This window comes from Tepidanaerobacter sp. GT38, from assembly GCF_021991635.1.
Taxonomy (GTDB): domain Bacteria; phylum Bacillota; class Thermosediminibacteria; order Thermosediminibacterales; family Tepidanaerobacteraceae; genus DTU063.
Map to the genome: position 1 here is coordinate 1 of NZ_JAFFJA010000014.1, position 18,497 is coordinate 18,497.

Genomic DNA, 18,497 nt, shown 5'->3' on the forward strand with positions numbered 1-18,497 from the left:
CTAAAAATACTTGACGCGATCCATTAGATTCGAACTTGTTGACTAAAAGACTTAAACATTGTAAAATATAAAGGTAAGCTGATGTGGCTCAGCGGTAGAGCAGCGCACTCGTAATGCGCAGGTCGCCGGTTCAAATCCGGCCATCAGCTCCATAATGAAAATTAAGGCTTCTGGAATTTTCCGGAAGCTTTTTGGTTTTTTTGCACACAAATTTCGCTAGCACTCCCTTACACAATCAGTTGGCAGCATATAAGTCTTTGCTGTAATTTTTGTTACAAATTATAAAAGCGGCCCTTAAAGAGCCGCTTTACTTACAACATTTTTTCTTCATTATCTATTACTATTTGTGCTTCATGAACATAAGCATTGTTCATCTGGATTACTTCTCTAAAAAAGCTCATAGGAACAAAAGTCTTATCTCCTTTTAACTCAGGGGCCGTGCCCAAGCTTATAGGAGCTTCACTGCCTCTGATATAGCTGTCTTTACCTATTGTCAAGGTAATATCATCTCCCAAGGTGACAGATCTTGTATCATTGTGCCAAGTGACTTCATACCCTAAGGCCTCTGCAATAGCCCGAAGTGGGACCATGACCGTACCCTGGTCGTTAGTATAAGCTGCCGGTGCTTCTATTACTTTGTCGTTCACGACAATCTCCATTTTGGAAACATCAAACAGTGGCATGTCTTCAGCCTTTTCAGCTAAAACTATGATTCTCTCCGGTGTTGTCCGAGCCGGATAGCTTTCCATTACGACATCGTAGACCACAACGAGTTTTTTGTTTGCAAGTTCACCTTCATAAACTGTCCCGTCCTGCATATAAATCTCGGTTTCATCAGAAACGTTAAGTTTTAAAGAGCCATCCATGCTGACTAAATCTTCATCGAAAATATCGAATTTCACATTTTTATCTTCCCTTTCAACCACTACTACTTCTGCACTGTATTGGGGTGGGTAAATCATAATCATAGGCTTTGTGGCATCATAGTATGCCGTGATAGTTGACCCAACTTCAATCTCTGAGTTGTCCAGAACATATGTGTCCTCGGATATTATGACATTGGCCGGTTCTCCTTCTTCATTTTCCAATGAAATAAATTTTGCACCTTCTATCATTTCATAATTCTTTATTTCTTTTACTGTTCCAGTAAAGGAGCCATATCGGATTTGCACTTGCTCCTCTAACCCGGCTTTTATTGGCATTATTTCCACCATTTCCTCCGGCGGTATGACCTCATCCCGGTATACTGCTAAAGCCGTCCCTGATGAACATGTGATAATGGTAGCTGATAAAAATCCTGCAATAAACTTTTTAAATTCCACAGCAAATCTCCTCCTTCAGTAGTTCGTGTTCTACCTTTTTTGACGGCAATTATAAAAATATGTTCCCAATGTAATCCATTGTAATCTAATTGTAATATTTGTTTAGCATACGGCTTATTTCTTCATTTATTGCTTCCACATCTACTGATTCTATGGTTTCATCTTTTAAATCATATTTCTGTTTTAGTTTCAATACTCTGTATACATGCTCATCTAACAAGCTTTCGGAAATTACGCCGTCAATTGCCGCCTGCTTTAATGCCTCCAGGACTTTTATCTGCTTTTGGCTATCGTGACATACCAAGATTATATCGGCCCCGGCCATCACGGATTTTACCGCAGCTTCGCCAATATCATAATTTTCAACTATAGCCCCCATTGTCATGTCATCGGTGATTACTAGGCCATCAAACTTCATCTCATTTCGCAAAATATCGGTAATCACGGTTTTTGACAAAGTTGCTGGATTTTGTTCATCTACTTTAGGCAGCAATATATGGGCTATCATTACTGCATCTGCTCCATTTTCTATTGCTCTTTTGAAAGGAACTAGCTCAAAGCTTTTTAACCTATGGATATCGTGATATATCACAGGTAGACCTACATGAGAGTCTACAGATGTGTCACCATGACCCGGAAAGTGTTTAACTGTAGAGATCACATGAGTTTTTAGGCCATTCATAACAGCCGTGCCAAGGCTACTTACTATTTCCGGATTTGCCCCAAAAGACCTGTCGCCAATTACCGGATTTTTCGGATTGCTGTCTATATCAAGTACTGGTGCAAAATTCATATTAAATCCCAGGGACTTTATTTGAAAGCCTACGGTATTCCCAATCTCAAATGCAAATTCTTCGCTGTCTATTTTTCCAACAGCTCTGCTTGTGGGCAGTTTCACAAATTCATCTGGCATTCGACTTACGCTTCCGCCTTCCTCATCGACTGCAATAAATAGTGGAGCTTTATTTGACGTATTGGCTTTTTTTAAAGAATTAATAAGGCTTAAGGTTTGCTCTGCACTTTGTATATTTCGCTTAAATAAAATAAAGCCTCCCACTTTGTATTTGTTTATCATGTCCTGGGTATTGTCATCCATTTCATATCCATCAAGGCCAACTATGACCAGCTGGCCGATTTTTTCATCTATGCTCATCTGCTCAATCTGCCTTTGTAATGGATCGAGATCTTCACCTTTAGGGGGTTCAGTAGGAAAGGGTTGTCCTTTGCCTTCATTGCCTTTATTCTTACCAATTGTGCAGCCACATACTAAAACAGTTACGATTAAGATTAGCAGTAAAAGTTTCTTCATCAGATACAGTCTCCTTTATTAAAAGATTCTTCTATAAGATTATACCAAATTGATATAGTAGACAAAAAAACAGGAAAGCCAAATGCTTCCCTGTTCATTTTAAAAAACGATTATGCAAGATAACTTTTTTTACCAAGAGCGGCATCTAGAACTTTTTCAACCACAATGGCTACAACACCGCCAAGAATCGCCGTATAAAGCTGCGGAACCTGCATAGCTTGAGCCACAGGCGGTGGAACGCTGACAATAAACCGAACGGCTGAAGATAATACCAAAAACTTAGCTATTGCCCCTATAACCAAACCGATACCCGAGCCAGCAATGCCTTTGCCCAATTTGCTGCGAGAAATAACATAAATAATTACCAAAATTGCATTGCCCACCATAATAAACGGAATCATGGGTGCAAGTGGTGGCGCCAAGATACCTCTAACAAATGCAATAAAAGGCGTAAGCATACCTATAATCACAGCACCAAGCCAGCCTACATATGTACCAGAAAGTAGCAGCATGGCATTTACTGCAGGCCCTGTTATCATCTGAGGAAAGCCCAACATCTGAAAAGCTAAAGTTATGGCCAAAAGTATAGCCGTTCTGGTAAGCCATCTAATGGTGAACGGTTTTAAAGCATCTTTATTCATAAAATACCCCCCATATTGTTTTTTGTTCTAATTTTTCTTGGTCATGGCAGATTTTACGGAAACAGACTTGACCTTGCCCAGCTTCCCCGTCATAGCACTAATTTCATCAGTGGTGCCGTCTACGATAAGTGCGATTACTGAAACGCCTTTTTCTCTGTAGGGAATTCCCATTCTTCCAACAATTATCTGGGAATAATCATGCAATATGGAGTTTACTTGACCGGCGCTTTCCAAATCTTCAACCACAATACCTACTACACCAATTCTTTTGTCCATAGTTTTCCCTCACTTTCATAAAATAAAGCCTTTGACAAAAAGTCGAAGGCTTTTAGATTATATTCATTAATTTGCATTGTCCTTCACCTTTTTGCTAGGATTTCCTTGCAATCAGGAAGCTATGGACTTTTTTATCCTGTGTATCAGCAGTCCAATACACCAGATTTAGGTTAATATTAACATTATACAGAACGGCTGTCAATGAATATTTTGAATACTTTGTACCCGTCCCCACGTCCCCAAATATTCAATGGTCGCAAAAATTGTCATTGCTGACAAGTTGGCCTGCGAGATATTCCTGTACTACTTCATCCACTATGCCTGAAGCGCCGGTTATACTTTGTATGTTGTTTTGGTCAAAAAGTCGTTTGGCCCTTGAACCCATGCCTCCTGCAATGATACAGTTAACATTCTGTTTTGCCAAAAAAATGGGTAAAAACCCCGGTTCATGGCCTGGATTCTCAATAACTTCTTTTGCGATTACCTTTTTTTGATTTTCATCTATATCATATACTGTAAACTCTTCACAGTGGCCAAAATGGGCGGAAACTTGGCCTCTATCCGTAGGTATAGCAATTCTCATAAGTAATTCATTCCTCCTTGATTTTTGAGTTTAATCCAACTTTACCCAACTGCTCATATTTTTTGTCTCAATGCTTTCATACTCTTCTATTCTACCTTCATCACAAAAGTTAGCAAGTTTTGGATCAATGGGAAGTGAGCCCAGATAAGGCACATTTGCCTCCTTAGCTCCTTCTTTACCCCGGCTCTTTCCAAATACTTCGATTTTTTCATGGCAGCTGGGGCAAATTGCATAGCTGTAGTTTTCCACCAGCCCTATCACCGGAATCTTCATCATGTTGGCCATTTTAACGGCTTTCTTTACCACCATGCCCACCAATTCCTGGGGTGATGAAACGATGATTATACCGTCCACAGGCAGGGACTGCATGACAGTAAGGGGAGCATCACTGGTTCCCGGCGGTAAATCCACTAAAAGATAGTCCAGGTCGCCCCAAACTACATCGTTCCAAAACTGCTGAATGGCACCACCGATAAGGGGGCCACGCCAAATTACGGGATCATCTTCATTTTCCAGTAAAAGGTTTAATGACATAATGCTAATGCCCGTAGAGCTTTCCGGCGGCATGAGGCCAATTCCTATACTTTCCGGCCTCTTGTTTACACCAAACATGCGGGGAATGCTGGGACCTGTTATGTCCGCATCCATTATTCCGACACGGTATCCCTGCCTTCTCAAGCTAACGGCTAAAAGGCCAGTAACAGTTGATTTTCCGACACCGCCTTTTCCGCTCATGACAGCTATTACCTTTTTAATGCGGTTCAGCCCTGCTGCCGACGGTTCTTGACGGAATTTATCTGCTGCTTTTACTACTTTACTCTCATTGTCATCCTTGTGATTCACCAGATACACCCTTTCATTTTATAAAAATATATTGTTGAATTATCGGTTGTGCCCGTGACGTTGCCCTCTTCTCATTCTCTTTGGCGTCCAGTTGGTACTCTGACATTCGGGACATTCCTTGCCAGTTTCGTCCTGGGGCTGTCTCCATTCATTTCCGCAGTCCCCACATTTAAGAGACTGGACAAATTGGTAAGTTCCGCCCTCAATCCGAATCGCCTTGCCTTTTACAAGGGCTTCGGCAACCTTATTCCGGGCAGAGTTAATTATTCTGACAAAAGTAGGTCTGGAGACGTTCATTCTTTCCGCACAAGGCTCCTGCTCAAGACCCTCTAAATCTTTAAGTCTCAAAGCTTCCAGTTCTTCAACTGTCAACACTACTTCGTCCAGCTGCCGTAGGGGAACTCCGGCCGGCTTAAAATAGGTTATATCCGGCAGGAACTCCACATGACGCCATTTAGGTGGTCTTGCCACACTTACACTCCTCTCACCTAACTCTAAAGTTATTTTACTGCTGTAATGTACATATGTCAATTGTGTCCGAGCTCTTCACTAAACTACGTTCAGTAAAACTGCAATAATTACAACCTCATCTTCTCTTGGCACTTAGGTAGTGTTCTTAACCTCATAGTAAGTAATTAGGTGATTTACGAATCATTATTTCCTTTAAGAAAATCTACAAATTTTTCCGTTAACCATTGATCCCTGAATGCGGCGGGACCGTCTTACTTATTTCTTCAAGAAGTCCCTTATTGAGCTTTTCAACATTCTCTTTAACTGATGCAGATACTCCACGGTATATCTCTATATTTGCAGCCGCTAGAACACTCATGGCATTTGGCCCAATATTGCCTGTTATTACTGCTTGAACATCCTTATCAATCATAAGTTGGCCTGATGTAATTCCTGCTCCACCGCCTGCGACAGCTGCAGCATTTTCAAGTACTTCAAACTCCATTGTATCGGTATCAGCAATGATAAAATATTCAGCCCTTCCAAACCGCGGATCCATCATACATTCCATGGAATTACCCTTTGATGATATCGCTACCAACATAGTTTTCCCTCCATTATGCTTTTTTTAGGTTTTCAACTTCATCAACAAGCCTTGCCCACAAATTTTTAATCTCATTTGTTATTACTTTATTGCCGGCCTCAATGGGAGTTTTAAATTCCTGTAAAGCTTTAACTATAGATGGTTCAAAAGGTATCTTACCTATAACAGGATATCCATTGTTTTCACAGTACTCTTCTATCTCTGATGTCACTTTTAGATTTAAATTATATTTATTTATACATACAAATGCAGGTACACCAAAATGCTTAGCTACGCCTAAAACTCTTTCTAGATCACTTTGACCGGACTTCGTAGGTTCAGAAACCACAACTACTGCATCCGTTCCTGTAATAGAAGCAATAACAACACAGCCTATACCTGGAGAACCATCAATCAGTAACCATTCTTCGTCCTTTTTATAAGCGTTTACATTCTTTCTTACTTCTGTTACAAGTCTTCCTGAGCCTTCTGCCCCAATGTCAAGGAAGGCATGGGAAAAAGTGCCTCTCGAGGTATTGGACACATAAGTTTCGCCGGTTTTTACTTCTTCCAATTTTATTGCATTTTGAGGGCATACTAATGTGCAAGCTCCACAACCTTCACATTTCATGGGTTTTATTTCAAATTCTTCACTTATGGCATCAAACCTGCATGTTTTTCTGCATAAACCACACTTTATGCAAGCTGATGAATCAATTACAGCTTCTTTAGCACCAAAAAAGTCTCTTTTTTTTAAGATTTCACCTTGCAGAAGAATATGCAAGTTTGGTGCTTCCACATCACAGTCAGCCAGCATTTTGTTTTGAACAAGCAAACTAAGTGATGATACTAGGGTGCTTTTTCCTGTTCCACCTTTTCCGCTTATAAATACAATCTGCTTCACTTATGAGCACCCCCTTCAATTTTTTCATACAGCTTTTTAAATTTTTCGTTCCATAAATCATTAATTTCAACTGGGAGTATACCTTTTGAATAACCTTCGGCAATTTCTTTGGAAAAAGGAATTGCCATTAAAATTTCAATACCTTCACTTTGACAAAAATGGTGTATCGACCTATTATCATTAGATGCTTTATTTAACACAACGCCAAAAGGTATTCCCATATTTTTTACAAGCTGTACCGCAATTTTTATATCATGAAGGCCAAAGGGTGTAGGCTCTGCTATTAATACACAATAATCACAGCCTTCGATGGAATTTACCACCGCACAGGATGCCCCTGGCGGGCAATCCAATATAACGAACCTGTCCTCTTTGATGTGCTTTTTTAATTCATTTATAATAGGTATGCTAATAGGCTCACCTACATCGAGTTTCCCCTGGAGAAATGTGCCGTCCTCATTTGCCTCAACTACACCGATGGTCCTCTCCACTTCTAGGATCGCATCATTGGGACAAGCTATTTTGCACGCCCCGCAATGATGGCAGATTTCAGGAAATACAAGGACTTTATCCTTCACTACAGCTATAGCATTAAATTGACATGCCTTAGCACAGAGACCACAAAAATTGCATTTGGTCATATCTATTTCCGGGACTAATACTTTTACCGGCGATTTTTCTTTTAACTCGGGCTTTAAAAAGATAGCTCCATTAGGTTCTTCCACATCGCAATCTATGTACTGACATGAGGGAACAACTGCTGCCAAACTTGCAGAAACGGTTGTTTTGCCTGTTCCTCCCTTTCCGCTTAAAATACCTACCTTCATCTTTTTCCTCCTAATAAGTCTATATTAATAATAAAATCTTTATTTAAATATTAGTTTCTATCGTATTTTGGACTTATGCTTATATGTCTTCTATATTAAATATTACTCTTATTTTGAACATATGTCAATTATCTTGGCTATGTTTTTTACTAATGCTAAAATGTAAATTACAGAATGGTATAAAAAACTACTGATTTTTCTACTTTTACTAAGAGCCCATGGTCGGCGGTAATTTTTGTGAAAACTCATATAATTGGGATGCCATATTTTTAACTTTTTCTCTAAGTTTAAACACACAATCCGTTTCAGCTGCCAAACCCTGCACAATGTCTTCTGCTAAAGCTCTACAATTAGGACAGCCGCAACTACCACAGTCAAGACCTGGCAATTCTTTTAATACTTTTTCCAAAATTTCCATTTTATGTATAGCTTTTGAAATATCCTCATCTAATTTTATAGAATCCCTTGCAATAATTTTCTCTTCTAAATCATAAAATCCATATTTAAAATCTTTTATTATTTCTTCAGTCTGTATTTCAGTTTTTGACCCTGCTCGTTTTGACATATTTCGAAGTTTTGTTGTAGCTACAAATCTATTTTCCACAGCAAGCACTCCACCTATACATCCACCAGAACATGCTTGACACTCAATATAGTCTATATCAAAAAGTTTATTGAGTTCTATTTGTTCTAAAATATCTATGCAATTGTGAATACCATCTACTGAAAGTTGATTCTCTATGCCAATTGCAGCGCTTTCCCCGCCAGACATACCCCAATTCATACCGATGCCACAGGAGTGTTTGAATATGGACTTGAAATTATCATCACTTAAATTCTTTAAAACTTCACCGTAAATATCCGTCATAGATAGGGCCCCATCAATATAAGATTTTTTCATACCAATAGGTTGCTTTATAAATGCAGCCTTAGCCGGACATGGGCTTATAAAAAAAACTCCGATATCAGATGCTTTATAGCCATATTTTTTTATAACGGCTTCCTTTGCCCGCATACCGGCCACTTCTGTTGGAGGTTTAATCGGAATTATGTTTTTTAAAAGCTCAGGAAAACGAATCTGTATAAGTCTTAACACAGCAGGACAGGCTGAAGATATTAATGGTCTTATACCTTTGTGTTCTTTTACGTATTCACGGATAGCCACTGATACTTCTTCTGCAGCTAAAGGCACTTCATATACTTCATCAAATCCTATTTTTATGAGGGCGCTTGCTATTTTTTGCTTTGTTATATTTTCCTTAAACTGTGCATAAAAAGCAGGAGCTGTTAGTGCTATTTTAAATTTATAATTCTTCAATGTTTCAAGGCCATCTGTATTGGCATATTTAGCATTGTGGGGACAGACTCTTATGCATTCACCACAGTCAATACATTTATTATGCTGTATATTTGCTTTTCCGTTTCTTACTCTTATGGCTTCATTAGGACAATTCTTTATACAATTGGTACAGCCTTTACATTTGTCTATATCCAAATTTACTGAATGATAAAAATCCAAACTTCCTTCCACTCCTCCCGCACAGACAAAAAAATCAGTTCTATTTTCTTTTTGTCCTATTCATACAGTCTTTGCAATATCCAAAGTACCAACATGATATTTTAGTTATAATAAAATCTCTAATATTATCATTTTCTATTTGAGAGGATATGGTTTCTTTTTGAATAGGTACTTCAAAAATCTTTCCACATCCCAAGCATATATAATGATAGTGAACATCGTTGTCTTCTGCTAACATTTCATATCTTGCAGCTTCTCCTGGTAAATTAAATTTTTGTAAAATACCCTCTTCGCAAAACAGTTCTAATGTGCGATATACTGTAGCTAATCCAATGGTTGGCATAATTTTTTTTGTCTTTAAAAATATTTCTTCTGCCGTTAGATGTTTATTATTACTATTTGCTATAACTGAAAATACTGTTTCTCGTTGAGGTGTCCATTGCAGTTGTTTTTTCCTTATTTTTTCGGCTAGAGCAGGTTCCATTTCTTCACCACCTTTTGCCTGGGAAATTCTTTATAAAAATTTGGCGGAAGCAAAGCCGCCTGCCTCCGCCAAGATCTATCTTCTTTAGTCTTCGCCCTCTTTTTCTTCCTTTTCCAGTTCTTCCAATCTAGCCTCTATTTGTTTAAGTTGCTCTTTTAGAATTTTTGCATCCTGAGCAAGAATCTCAGCCTCATACTTCGGCTCAAGCTCGGCAGCCGGATATGCCGCCATAGGATCAAAAAGGGAATATCCCCTTACCCAGTATGGTAATCCAGTGGCATATGCGTGCCACCTCCAGCCTCTGCCCCGGCCAAAGCCCGGCCCAAAGCCGTAACCTGCTCCCCTTGGCCAGACCCTCCAGGCAGGGTTCATGTAGCCTGGCACGGGGTATCCTGCACAAAAGCCTGCCCCTCTACCGGTCATTGGCCCAAAACCTGCGGGTCCTCTTCTATCACCTCTGGGCATGTCTCCACCTCCTTCCGAGGATTATTTCTTTAAAAGATTATGGTCATTTGTTCATAACTTTGATTTTATTATAATACTATTATGGACTTATGTCAATAATGATATTCTTTTATTTTTATATATAATCCATATGGATATAGTTCTCAATTTTTATGAATCCCATAATGTAACAAAAATTTCTATTTTTTGTTATTTTGTTACCTTTGCTCTGACAGTTTCCTCATATAAAATGTTTCATTTTGGTATTCAAATTTTATGATCTTTTGCTCATCAATGAGCTTTTCTACTACATTCCAGTTGCTGTTACATTTTTGCAGCAATGTCTCAACTGCCGGTTTTTTCATTGGATGCACTGCCGTAATATTCATGTTGTTTATCCCAACACTTCTGCCCAATCGCCTTGATGGAACAGGCCCAAATACTATCAATTGGCTTCCTCCTCAATTATATTTAATAACTGTGTCCTTCACATTAACACCGATTTCTTTTGCTATAACAGGGCATTTGGCTATTAACATAAAAAATATATTGCTGTTTTCACTTAACCCTTCAAAATTTCCCTGACCTTTTGAAATAACTAAATCATGTTCTTTTATCCACTCTTTTACAACACCGTCCCATCGATTAGGGCCGGTGCCTTCCTGACCGTTCCCTATTTTATAAAAAACTACATTAGGAAGCTCATCTATTCCTACCTCATAAGCATCTTCAATCATAGCATCATTAATTATAGGGCCGCCTTTCACTACAAATGAAATATGATTGAAAGGCTTACCTCTAATTGTTATCATTTCTTGAATAAACATTTTATCTAGTGCTATTTCTCCGGCATTGTCAGCAAAATACAAAAGGCTCTCTGCAGACATAACTTTTTCTGATAATATGTCAAAATCATTAATAGCCGGCTTTTTATTTAATACCTCTTTTATTGTTTTTTCCAAATCAAACTCAAAGGCTGGACCGTAATCAATAATATTCCCTGCTATAGCCAAATTTGCCGCAATGTAAAGCCGGTCCTTTTTCCTTATACTTTTCATCTCTGTCTTGAGTTTTGGATACAATTCCATAGCCATCTTATTACTCTGCTTCTTAATTTGTTTGTATGGATCCGCTATTCCTGTTTCTTCCCGAATGAGATTGTAGACCTTGTTGGCAATTTCATCCGGTGTAAGTTCCCAACTAGTGTCGCACAAAAGAATCATAACTTTTCTCAGTATCTTTGATTTAAGCTTATCATCCAGATCTTTTACTGTAAACAAAACCTGTTTTTGAAAGCAGGGTATACAGTCTAAAAATAGTTTCATTTAATTTTGCTCCCTTCATTCTTCCTTTTCACTAACCTGATTTAGTGATTATAATTATATTATCGTTGTGAACATATGTCAATTATGGTCAGAATTGATTTACATAATCAGAAATGCTATTATATAAAAAAGTTAATGAACTTATGACCAAAACTTTTTATAGTTTTTAAAACAATTGGAAAGGAGTATGGATATGAAATTTAAAGCCACGGTTCTTTGTGAAAATTATGTGATTGGCAATACAGGTGTTATTGCGGAACATGGGTGGTCTATATTTTTTGAAACAAACCACGGGAATTTCCTCTTCGATACTGGCCAGGGCAAGGCTATCATTAACAATGCACGGATATTTAATATCGACCTTTCCTCAGTTAAGGCCATCATGCTCAGCCATCATCACTTTGACCACACCGGAGGTCTCCTTGATGCCTTATCGGTTAGACAAAAATCTTGTTATTCAAAAAGGCAATCAGTTTGAGCAGGATCCCATTATGGACGACCAGGCTTTGGTTATCAAAACGGAAAAGGGCCTGTATCTAATACTTGGTTGTGCCCATTCAGGTGTAATAAATACCTTAAACTATGTCATTGAAAAAACAGGGGAAGACCACTTTTGCGCAATCGTAGGAGGTACTCACTTAGGTTCAGTGAGCAAAGAGCAACTGCACAAAAGTGTGGAAGCATTAAAAAAATATGATATTGATAGTATAGGAGTTTCTCATTGTACAGGACTAAATGCCTCCATGATTTCGGCTCGAGAGTTTAAAGAAAAATTTTTCTTCTGCAATGTGGGAACTGTAATTGAAAAGACCACCTGCTAAACTGAAGGTGGTCCTCACAATGGCTAAAATTACTAATGCTTTTCCGTGAAATGTCTAAACTTGTTCAAGGTTTATAAAACTGACATTTATGTCATTATTTATATCCATTATTGCCATACTGATTGGTAGGTTAAATCTTTTTGGGCCGGCACTGCCTGCCATTATCAAAAAGCTCATTTAATATCCGACTGGCAAAGTTACGTTCAAGGCCGGCCTTTCTTGCAACATATTGTGTAGTAACTCCCATTTCTCTCAAATGTTCCTTTCTCTCTTCACAAAAGCTTTTGACAATGTTATAAACTCTTGGCGTATATTAGTTTGAATATGACAATTTTTGATTGATATTTTCCTTTCGTAACAATAAATTTTCTTATTCGATGACACATTTGTTAATTTAATAGAATAGAATTATTGTTGTACTCATAAAATATAAGAAGAACCTTTGATTAGAAATGATATTCAAGAACATTTACCTTTTATTTATAGTTCAGATTTTAGGAATGATTTTTAACTTTTTTGTAGAATATATAAAACTATAAATTTATTACTCATCATTGATGAGGGGTGGTGGTCTTCAAAAAAATTATAAGGTCTTATAAAATTCCTTATCCCCACTAAATAATAACTTAGGAGGGTTTTTATGACACTTGGACATTGGATTTATGCATTAGGTACCATCGCCGTTGTTTTGACTATGATCTTTCGTCGCAATGTACTTATTCCATGTATTATTTCAACTTTTTTGATAGCACTCATCTATAAAGGTTCTTTGGTAGGAGCCGTTGTATCGGTATTTAGTGCTCAAATGGCGGCTTTAAGAGAACTAGGAAGTATTTTTGTAATCATCGGCCTAATGTATGCTATGTTAAAATCCCTCAGCGTCACCGGTGCCGATGAGCTATTAGTGGCACCAATGAAAAAATTAATGGTAACCCCATTAGTTAGTTACATCGTCATCATTGTTTCAACATATGTTATTTCATTGTTCTTCTGGCCCACACCAGCAGTTCCGTTAATAGGTGCTTTGCTGGTGCCAGCAGCTGTTAAGGCAGGTCTGCCGCCTATGGCCGGTGCTGTCGCAATTGCTTTAGCGGGGCAGGGTATGGCCCTTTCCGGTGATATGGTCATTCAAGGTGCTCCCGGTCTTTCAGCTTCGGCCGCTGGAATTCCGGTAGCCTTAGTAAATCGTGCTGCTGCAGTTCTCTCCCTCGTAACCGGTATAACAGCCATTGTAATTGCATATTACATGATGAGAAAGGATATAGCTGCATTTCAGAAAAATGGCATTAAAGAAATGGCAGCTGCCAATGAAGTTAGACCGGAAATGCAAATGAAGGCAAAAGAGCTCAAGGGTGAAGCTTATGCACCTTTCCTGGTATGGCTCCTTGTCATATCATTGGCCTTAGTTATCTTTGCCATGTTCCGCTTTGATATAACAGGTGGAGATGCTTCTGCACTACTTGGAGGAACCGCTATTTTAATAATGACTGTAGCTACATTACTTGTTGAAGGTGCAAGAGGCCTCGATATCATCGCTGACCACCTGACTGACGGATTGGTCTTTGCTTTTAGAGTAATGGGACAGATTTTACCAATTGCAGGATTTTTCTTCCTTGGCAACCCTGAAGCTGTGGTAAGTATTTTGGGCGAGGGTGCTCCTGGTTACCTTTTCGATATTGGAGAAATGATTGCTCAAACTATACCTCCACAAGGATTTCTATCTGCCTTTGGAATGCTGATTCTAGGTATAATTACAGGCTTAGACGGCTCTGGATTTTCCGGTTTGCCCATGACAGGAACCTTGGCTGGTGCCATGGCTAGCGGCAATGCATCTGTGGCAGCAGGGCTTGCGGCTTTAGGTCAGCTGGGTGCCATTTGGGCAGGTGGCGGTACCATTATTGCTTGGAGTTCCCTGGTAGCAGTAGCAGGTATAGTGGGCGTTCCGGTGCTAGATTTAGTGAGACAGAACTTTATACCAGTCGTTACCGGTTTGATAATTGCTGTCATAGTAGCTGTGTTATTCCTAATGTAAAAAAGCGGGGTTTATCCCCGCTTTTTGGTTTCAGACAAGATTATCACCTGATATATTCCATGTTCATATTATATTACCGGAAATATAATTAAGAGGTGATAAATTTTGTCTGAAGATATGAAAGAAAATGCCCTGTTTTTTGGCCTAGAAAATAACTGGTATTATGTATCAACTGCTCAGTCCCTCTTTGACCTTCAACTTCATGCTAGAGAAATTGACTATCTTATACCTTTTTGGTTTGGTGTAACAGAGCAAGGCACCTTAGTTGATCAGTCCCAATTTGAAGCTATTCAGATTGCTCGTAGGAGCAATCTTGGCATATTAGCCATTATCCATAACTTTTCTGACCCCCAGATGGGTGAGCTGATTCATGAACTTTTAACAAATCCAAATTTAAGACAAAGGCTTATAGACTCTATTGAAGCCATGCTGGAAAGCTATCGTTTTGCCGGGGTAAACATCGATTTTGAATTTGTCCCCCCCGCTGATCGTGCTGCACTTAATAGCTTCATGGAAGGCCTGTATAGGAGGCTTAGTCCAAGGTTTAGAGTAACCATCTCAGTACCGGCAAAACTCTCTGATGACCCAGATCATCCTTTTTCCGGCGCGTTTGACTACAGAACTCTGGCCAGGTTTTCCGACCAGCTTTATATTCTGGCCTACGATGAGCACTTCTCTGTGCCTGGTCCTATAGCATCCATAGAATTTGTGAGAAATGTATTGGAATATGCTAAAACTGTAATACCACCACATAAAATAAAACTCGGCATGGCCGTATACGGTTACGATTGGGAAGTTTCCCAAGGAATGCCCAGAAGTCTTACTTACAGAGAAGCTATTGAACTTGCCCAAAAGCACAATGCCACAATTGTCTATGACGAGACTGCTCAGGAGCCTACTTTCACATATACAGCAAATGGAAATAGACACATAGTTTGGTTTGAAGACGTCCGAAGCTTCTCTGCTAAACTTGACCTGGTTTTTGAATACAATTTAGCAGGAATTGCCGTGTGGCGTCTTGGTCAGGAAGATCCTCGGATCTGGATAGTCATTAGAAACCGTTTAAAATATCTCTAAATCTCCATTAAATATAAATTCCTGTAACAAATTAACAGCATAATCCCAATTCTCACAAACCAAACTAATATTGAATGAAAACATCTTAATAATGGAGGTTTTTTTATGGCAAGAATTCACTGCAGTGTATCTAACTGTCATTATTGGAAAAATGGTAATATTTGTGATGCCTCTGAAATCATGGTAACTTCCGACAGCGTTGGGAACACTATGCCGGACAGTTTCGATGCTCCTAAAGCCAGCACTGCCCCTGAAACTCCTGTAAATTCCTGCATGGAAACTTGTTGTAAAACATTTGTTGCTTCCAACTCTCAAGCTGTACAGGCAGACAGAGTCTATAGGAAGTAAAAAACTTAAAGCGGCTGAAGAATCAGCCGCTTTTTTTATACACTTATTTTACTCATGCCGCCCATATATTTTCTCAGCACTTCCGGAATGACAACTGAACCATCTGCTTGCTGATAATTTTCAAGGATTGCTGCAGTTGTCCTGCCTACCGCAAGGCCTGAACCGTTTAATGTATGCACATACATGGGCTTTGCACCTTTTTCAGGTCGATACTGTATTTTTGCACGGCGGGCCTGGTAATCTTTAAAATTGCTGCAAGAAGATATTTCTACATATCGGTTGTAACTCGGCATCCAAACTTCAATATCATATGTTTTGGCTGAGCTAAATCCAAGGTCGCCAGTGCAGAGTACTACTACCCTATATGGTAGTTCCAAAAGTTTTAGCACTTCTTCCGCATCCGCCGTAAGTTTTTCCAGTTCTTCCATTGAGCTTTCTTGATCTGTAAACTTCACAAGTTCAACCTTATTAAACTGATGCTGACGGATAAGACCCCGCGTGTCTCGGCCTGCTGAACCTGCTTCGGCCCTAAAGCAACCGCTATAAGCTACATAGTATATGGGTAAAGCTTCTTTTGGCAAGATTTCATTGCGGTGTAAATTGGTCACCGGCACTTCTGCCGTCGGTATTAAAAAGTAATCCGTATTGTTGTAAAGCTTAAAGGCGTCCTCTTCAAATTTGGGCAGCTGCCCTGTTCCGGTCATGCTGTCACGGTTTACAATGAAAGGTGGAAATATTTCCTTATATCCGTGTTTTTCAGTGTGCAAATCCAGCATGAAATTAACGAGGGCCCTTTCAAGCCGTGCACCGGCACCTTTATACACGGCAAATCTTGAACCTGTAATTTTCCCCGCTCGTTCAAAGTCCAAAATATCTAAGTCAGCACCGATTTCCCAATGAGGTTTTGGAGTAAAATCAAACTTTGTGGGCTCTCGCCAACGGCGAACTTCTGCATTGTCCCGATCGCATTTTCCGATCGGAACAGAGTCATCAGGGATATTGGGGATAGTCAGCAGTAAATTTTGAAGTTCTGCTTCCGTTTGGCTAATCCTTTCGTCCATTTCCTTGATTTTTTGTGATACTTCTTTCATGCGTGCTATTTGTTCGTCTGCCGGTTCTCCCATCTTCTTTTTGCGGGCGATTTCTTCCGATTCCTGATTCCTTTGACTCTTTAATTTTTCAACTTCAAACAGCAAATTGCGACGTTCCTCATCGAGCTTGAGAAACTTGTCCAGGTCAGCTGTGGCTCCACGATTTTCTAAAGCCTCCTTGACTTTTTCTGGGTTTTGCCTAATGTATTTAATGTCAAGCAATCACTTTACCTCCCTAATATATTAATTTTTATCCTCTCTTTAAAATATAAAAAGTCCTCTCCACCCTTAAGGGGCGAGAGGACCCGCGTTGCCACCCTTATATATTACTTAATTGGAATAACGGAAATATAAAAATTCCCGGTACCTCTTCAAAGGTACAGCTCCAGAGCGGAATTGGGCACCAGCTTTTACCGACTTGCACCTACCGTCGGCTCTCTGAAAAAAGCAAAGTGCTTACTTTTCTCCTTCCTTGCCGTTGGCTTTTTATGTTTTGTTTCTTATTATACCCAACGGCTAATCTAAAATCAAGTGCTGTCGTTAATTTTAAGGTTTTACAACAACTTTTAATGCTCCACCAATTCTCTCAACAAATGTCTTCACCGCTTCATTTATATCTTTTAATGCAAATTCATGGGTTATCAGCGGCTTTACATTTATTCTTCCATCAGCCATCAGCGGAATTACTCTTTCTATACACCACATTCCCTCGGCTTTGCCGCCTGCCATAGTCATATTGTATTGGACTACATGGTTTAAGTCTATCTTCACATCATCTTTGTACATACCAATTAGGGATATGCGCCCGCTCTTTTTCGTTATATCTACAGCTTGGGCTGCACCAGCTTGACTCCCTGAAGCCTCTACGGCAAGGTCTACTCCTACTCCACCTGTAATTTCATTTATTCTCTCTTTTAAGTCTTCTTCTTTTATATTTATTAGGATATCAGCTCCGATTTTTTTGCCAACTTCTAATCGAGATTGTCTGGTGCCTACGAGTATAACTTTACTTGCACCAAAGACTTTTGCAAGTTGCGCCGCCATTAAACCAATAGGACCGGGGCCTATAACTGCTACAACATCACCGGGCTGAACCCAGCCTGCCCTCTCCAAGCCATAAAGGGCGGTGCCAGCTGTTGTGGCTATAGTGCCTTCTTCGTAACTTACGGTATCAGGAATCCGGTGCAAACAGTTTACATGTACTGCCACATATTCAGCATAGCCTCCATTTACGGTAAAGCCGTAGTGTCGATGACCTTTTTCGATTTTTCCGTAATTTAAGCAGGTAGTGTAAAGACCTCGTATGCAGTTGATACATTTGCCGCATCCTTTGTGGGGTTCTGCAACAACTCGGTCACCAATTTTAAACTCTGTAACTCCATGCCCTAATGCTACTACTTCACCGGCAAACTCGTGACCTGGTATATAACTGCCATAAGGCGGGCAGTTAGGCCAACCGTGGGCGATAATTTCCGGATCAGTGCCGCATATGGCACAGGCTTTTACCTTAACTAATACTTCTTCAGCTTTTGGCTCTGGAATATCTGCATCAACGATTCTCAGATCATTGGGGCCAAATAATACAGCTGCTTGCATCTTATCCATGTTTTCTCTCCTT

At 39.5% G+C, this 18,497-nt stretch carries 22 protein-coding genes, 1 tRNA gene and 1 other annotated feature; of the genes, 6 read left to right on the top strand and 17 right to left on the bottom strand.

Translation table 11 applies throughout. The features are described 5' to 3' along the window. Nucleotides 1-77: 77 nt before the first annotated feature. Nucleotides 78-152 (top strand) — tRNA-Thr (locus JT739_RS03000). Between the two features lie 159 nt (nt 153-311). Here JT739_RS03000 and JT739_RS12865 read toward each other — a convergent pair. The 15 genes from JT739_RS12865 to JT739_RS03075 form a co-directional block, all read right to left on the bottom strand. Next, nucleotides 312-1,322 carry a stalk domain-containing protein gene (locus JT739_RS12865; protein ID WP_237659610.1) on the bottom strand — a complete coding sequence of 337 codons (1,011 nt, stop codon included), beginning with the start codon at nt 1,320-1,322 and terminating at the stop codon, nt 312-314. Nucleotides 1,323-1,407: 85 nt separating this feature from the next. Then, nucleotides 1,408-2,631, bottom strand: a complete 1,224-nt coding sequence (gene nagZ, locus JT739_RS03010) for a beta-N-acetylhexosaminidase (RefSeq protein WP_237659611.1) — start codon at nt 2,629-2,631, stop codon at nt 1,408-1,410. 110 nt (nt 2,632-2,741) lie between these two features. Continuing rightward, nucleotides 2,742-3,272, bottom strand: a complete 531-nt coding sequence (locus JT739_RS03015) for an ECF transporter S component (RefSeq protein ID WP_237659612.1) — start codon at nt 3,270-3,272, stop codon at nt 2,742-2,744. A 27-nt stretch (nt 3,273-3,299) separates the two neighbouring features. Further along, the gene (locus JT739_RS03020; RefSeq protein ID WP_237659613.1) at nt 3,300-3,548 is read right to left on the bottom strand and encodes a TM1266 family iron-only hydrogenase system putative regulator; all 249 of its coding nucleotides are present in this window, start codon (nt 3,546-3,548) and stop codon (nt 3,300-3,302) included. 247 nt (nt 3,549-3,795) lie between these two features. Continuing rightward, nucleotides 3,796-4,131, bottom strand: coding sequence for a NifB/NifX family molybdenum-iron cluster-binding protein (locus JT739_RS03025; protein ID WP_237659614.1), 336 nt, complete (start codon nt 4,129-4,131; stop codon nt 3,796-3,798). Nucleotides 4,132-4,161: 30 nt separating this feature from the next. Further along, nucleotides 4,162-4,974 (bottom strand): Mrp/NBP35 family ATP-binding protein, encoded by an 813-nt coding sequence (locus JT739_RS03030; RefSeq protein ID WP_237659615.1) that lies wholly within the window; start codon nt 4,972-4,974, stop codon nt 4,162-4,164. A 39-nt stretch (nt 4,975-5,013) separates the two neighbouring features. Beyond that, on the bottom strand, nt 5,014-5,445 hold the full coding sequence (locus JT739_RS03035) for a DUF134 domain-containing protein (RefSeq protein WP_237659616.1): 432 nt from the start codon (nt 5,443-5,445) through the stop codon (nt 5,014-5,016). A gap of 217 nt (nt 5,446-5,662) precedes the next feature. After that, nucleotides 5,663-6,028 (bottom strand): NifB/NifX family molybdenum-iron cluster-binding protein, encoded by a 366-nt coding sequence (locus JT739_RS03040; RefSeq protein ID WP_237659617.1) that lies wholly within the window; start codon nt 6,026-6,028, stop codon nt 5,663-5,665. A 13-nt stretch (nt 6,029-6,041) separates the two neighbouring features. Further along, complete coding sequence (locus JT739_RS03045; RefSeq protein WP_237659618.1) at nt 6,042-6,911, bottom strand: ATP-binding protein; 870 nt, start codon at nt 6,909-6,911, stop codon at nt 6,042-6,044. Beyond that, nucleotides 6,908-7,738: a 4Fe-4S binding protein gene (locus JT739_RS03050; protein WP_237659619.1), complete on the bottom strand. Its 831-nt coding sequence runs from the start codon at nt 7,736-7,738 to the stop codon at nt 6,908-6,910. Before JT739_RS03050 ends, JT739_RS03045 begins: the two co-directional genes overlap by 4 nt. Before the next feature lie 208 nt (nt 7,739-7,946). Then, complete coding sequence (locus JT739_RS03055; protein WP_237659620.1) at nt 7,947-9,257, bottom strand: [Fe-Fe] hydrogenase large subunit C-terminal domain-containing protein; 1,311 nt, start codon at nt 9,255-9,257, stop codon at nt 7,947-7,949. Nucleotides 9,258-9,297: 40 nt separating this feature from the next. Then, complete coding sequence (locus JT739_RS03060; RefSeq protein ID WP_237659621.1) at nt 9,298-9,741, bottom strand: Fur family transcriptional regulator; 444 nt, start codon at nt 9,739-9,741, stop codon at nt 9,298-9,300. An 84-nt stretch (nt 9,742-9,825) separates the two neighbouring features. Next, nucleotides 9,826-10,206, bottom strand: a complete 381-nt coding sequence (locus JT739_RS03065; RefSeq protein ID WP_237659622.1) for a DUF5320 domain-containing protein — start codon at nt 10,204-10,206, stop codon at nt 9,826-9,828. A 197-nt stretch (nt 10,207-10,403) separates the two neighbouring features. Further along, nucleotides 10,404-10,634 carry a hypothetical protein gene (locus tag JT739_RS03070; protein WP_237659623.1) on the bottom strand — a complete coding sequence of 77 codons (231 nt, stop codon included), beginning with the start codon at nt 10,632-10,634 and terminating at the stop codon, nt 10,404-10,406. A gap of 12 nt (nt 10,635-10,646) precedes the next feature. Further along, entirely contained in the window at nt 10,647-11,510 is an 864-nt protein-coding gene (locus JT739_RS03075; RefSeq protein ID WP_237659624.1) for a DUF89 domain-containing protein, read from the bottom strand. Nucleotides 11,511-11,703: 193 nt separating this feature from the next. On the opposite strand from JT739_RS03075, the gene JT739_RS03080 reads away from it, so the two are divergent. The 5 genes from JT739_RS03080 to JT739_RS03100 all read left to right on the top strand — a co-directional run bounded on the left by JT739_RS03080 (nt 11,704) and on the right by JT739_RS03100 (nt 15,788). Then, entirely contained in the window at nt 11,704-11,988 is a 285-nt protein-coding gene (locus JT739_RS03080; RefSeq protein WP_237659625.1) for an MBL fold metallo-hydrolase, read from the top strand. Beyond that, a complete protein-coding gene (locus JT739_RS03085) occupies nt 11,936-12,331 on the top strand; it encodes an MBL fold metallo-hydrolase (RefSeq protein WP_237659626.1) in 396 nt (131 codons plus the stop codon). Before JT739_RS03080 ends, JT739_RS03085 begins: the two co-directional genes overlap by 53 nt. Before the next feature lie 640 nt (nt 12,332-12,971). Beyond that, entirely contained in the window at nt 12,972-14,363 is a 1,392-nt protein-coding gene (locus JT739_RS03090) for a hypothetical protein (protein ID WP_237659627.1), read from the top strand. A gap of 117 nt (nt 14,364-14,480) precedes the next feature. Continuing rightward, a complete protein-coding gene (locus tag JT739_RS03095) occupies nt 14,481-15,440 on the top strand; it encodes a glycosyl hydrolase family 18 protein (RefSeq protein ID WP_370642562.1) in 960 nt (319 codons plus the stop codon). A gap of 105 nt (nt 15,441-15,545) precedes the next feature. Beyond that, the gene (locus JT739_RS03100; RefSeq protein WP_237659629.1) at nt 15,546-15,788 is read left to right on the top strand and encodes a DUF1540 domain-containing protein; all 243 of its coding nucleotides are present in this window, start codon (nt 15,546-15,548) and stop codon (nt 15,786-15,788) included. Nucleotides 15,789-15,823: 35 nt separating this feature from the next. Here the strand turns inward: JT739_RS03100 and serS are convergent, their stop codons facing one another. Together serS and JT739_RS03110 are read right to left on the bottom strand one after the other, a co-directional pair. Beyond that, nucleotides 15,824-17,101 carry a serine--tRNA ligase gene (serS, locus tag JT739_RS03105; RefSeq protein WP_237659630.1) on the bottom strand — a complete coding sequence of 426 codons (1,278 nt, stop codon included), beginning with the start codon at nt 17,099-17,101 and terminating at the stop codon, nt 15,824-15,826. Between the two features lie 66 nt (nt 17,102-17,167). Then, nucleotides 17,168-17,361 (bottom strand) — a binding site (T-box leader). Between the two features lie 64 nt (nt 17,362-17,425). Next, nucleotides 17,426-18,484 (bottom strand): zinc-binding dehydrogenase, encoded by a 1,059-nt coding sequence (locus JT739_RS03110; RefSeq protein ID WP_237659631.1) that lies wholly within the window; start codon nt 18,482-18,484, stop codon nt 17,426-17,428. Nucleotides 18,485-18,497: the final 13 nt, after the last annotated feature.

Excerpts from the sequence above, each read along its gene's own strand:
- JT739_RS03015 (WP_237659612.1), bottom strand. The coding sequence starts at position 3,272 with ATGAATAAAGATGCTTTAAAACCGTTCACCATTAGATGGCTTACCAGA.
- JT739_RS03080 (WP_237659625.1), top strand. The coding sequence starts at position 11,704 with ATGAAATTTAAAGCCACGGTTCTTTGTGAAAATTATGTGATTGGCAAT.
- JT739_RS03085 (WP_237659626.1), top strand. The coding sequence starts at position 11,936 with ATGCCTTATCGGTTAGACAAAAATCTTGTTATTCAAAAAGGCAATCAG.
- JT739_RS03095 (WP_370642562.1), top strand. The coding sequence starts at position 14,481 with ATGAAAGAAAATGCCCTGTTTTTTGGCCTAGAAAATAACTGGTATTAT.
- nagZ (WP_237659611.1), bottom strand. The coding sequence starts at position 2,631 with ATGAAGAAACTTTTACTGCTAATCTTAATCGTAACTGTTTTAGTATGT.
- JT739_RS03025 (WP_237659614.1), bottom strand. The coding sequence starts at position 4,131 with ATGAGAATTGCTATACCTACGGATAGAGGCCAAGTTTCCGCCCATTTT.
- JT739_RS03060 (WP_237659621.1), bottom strand. The coding sequence starts at position 9,741 with ATGGAACCTGCTCTAGCCGAAAAAATAAGGAAAAAACAACTGCAATGG.
- JT739_RS03075 (WP_237659624.1), bottom strand. The coding sequence starts at position 11,510 with ATGAAACTATTTTTAGACTGTATACCCTGCTTTCAAAAACAGGTTTTG.
- JT739_RS03100 (WP_237659629.1), top strand. The coding sequence starts at position 15,546 with ATGGCAAGAATTCACTGCAGTGTATCTAACTGTCATTATTGGAAAAAT.
- JT739_RS03050 (WP_237659619.1), bottom strand. The coding sequence starts at position 7,738 with ATGAAGGTAGGTATTTTAAGCGGAAAGGGAGGAACAGGCAAAACAACC.
- JT739_RS03040 (WP_237659617.1), bottom strand. The coding sequence starts at position 6,028 with ATGTTGGTAGCGATATCATCAAAGGGTAATTCCATGGAATGTATGATG.
- JT739_RS03110 (WP_237659631.1), bottom strand. The coding sequence starts at position 18,484 with ATGGATAAGATGCAAGCAGCTGTATTATTTGGCCCCAATGATCTGAGA.
- JT739_RS03090 (WP_237659627.1), top strand. The coding sequence starts at position 12,972 with ATGACACTTGGACATTGGATTTATGCATTAGGTACCATCGCCGTTGTT.
- JT739_RS03020 (WP_237659613.1), bottom strand. The coding sequence starts at position 3,548 with ATGGACAAAAGAATTGGTGTAGTAGGTATTGTGGTTGAAGATTTGGAA.
- JT739_RS03065 (WP_237659622.1), bottom strand. The coding sequence starts at position 10,206 with ATGCCCAGAGGTGATAGAAGAGGACCCGCAGGTTTTGGGCCAATGACC.